Below are 1,250 nucleotides of genomic sequence, written 5' to 3'. Positions count from 1 at the left end.
GCCTATCTCAGCGGTTTCGTCGATGCCGCCGCCGTTGCCGGGGAGCCAGTTCCGGACTTCCACACCCATGTGAAGACCATCGACGGCAGATTGGCAAAGCGCCGGCTCGACCATTGCTTCGTCGGCGGCATGTTCGCCGGGCGGGTGCGTTCGATCTGTGCCGATATCGACGAGGTTGCGTCGGATCATTTTCCGTTGCGGGTCGACATCGACCTGGAAACGCCCGGCATTGCCACATGACGCTTTTCGTCTTTTTCGCAGTGCTTGCCGCCGCCGCCATGCACGCGATCTGGAACGCGCTGGTCAAGGTCCATCTCGACCGCTTCCTGTCGATCACGCTGATGACGCTCGGCATGGGCGCGGCGGCACTCGTGGTGCTGCCCTTCGTCGAAGTGCCGAAGGCGGAGGTGTGGCCCTACATCATCGCCTCCGTCATTTTCCACATGGGCTACCGCACCTTCCTGATCGGCGCCTACAAGGCCGGCGATTTCGCCCAGACTTATCCGCTGGCGCGGGGCACCGCACCTCTGCTCTCGGCCTTTGGCGGCATGTTCGTCGTTGCCGAGATTCCCGGCCCGTTCGCCATGCTCGGCATCTTCCTGTTGTCGGCCGGCACGCTGGTGATGTCGTTTCGTGGCGGCGCACATCTGGAAAAACTCAATCTGCGCGCGGTTGGCTTCGCACTGGGCACTTCCATCTTCATTGCCAGTTACACGCTGTCCGACGGCAGCGGCGCACGGCTGGCGGCAACCGCGCAGAGCTATGCAGCCTGGCTGTTCATCTGCGATGCTTTTGGCGCCTTGGTGCTGTGCCTCATCTTCCGCGGGCCGAAGGCGCTGCCGGTGTTGGCGCGCGACTGGAAGGCAGGGCTGTTCACGGGCGTGCTCAGCGGCGCCGCCTACTGGATCGTCATGTGGGCGATGACCAAGGCGCCGATCGCCTCCGTGGCCTCGCTGCGCGAAACCTCGATCCTGTTTGCCATGATGATCTCGGTCTTCGCTCTCGGCGAAAAAATGACCGGCTGGCGCGGTGCCGCCGCGCTCAGCATCGTCGCCGGTGTCGTTGCGCTCAGGCTCGGCTGATTTCGACCCTAATTGAGTACGGTCATCAACTGGCCACGTCGTTCCGGACTGAAACGGATGACGACGATGATGCAGATGGCGACCACGCCTGCGAACAGCGCCAGGGCATAGCCATAGCTGCCTCCGGCGCTTTCCGCGATTCCTGCCTGATAGGGGCCGCCATAGGAC

1 protein-coding gene and 1 pseudogene are annotated in these 1,250 nt (G+C 63.4%); both read left to right on the top strand.

Annotated features, from left to right (window positions below):
• Positions 1 to 240: pseudogene (locus EN969_RS31625) on the top strand (EEP domain-containing protein); the annotation flags it as partial.
• A complete protein-coding gene (locus EN969_RS31620; protein WP_013529691.1) occupies positions 237 to 1,082 on the top strand; it encodes an EamA family transporter in 846 nt (281 codons plus the stop codon). The pseudogene EN969_RS31625 and the gene EN969_RS31620, both read left to right, overlap by 4 nt.
• Positions 1,083 to 1,250: the final 168 nt, after the last annotated feature.

The sequence above is a fragment of the Mesorhizobium sp. M7A.F.Ca.CA.003.01.2.1 genome (assembly GCF_003998945.1).
Lineage (GTDB): Bacteria > Pseudomonadota > Alphaproteobacteria > Rhizobiales > Rhizobiaceae > Mesorhizobium > Mesorhizobium ciceri.
Note: the sequence above shows the minus strand (reverse complement) of the source record. Positions and strands in the feature narration are given on the sequence as shown.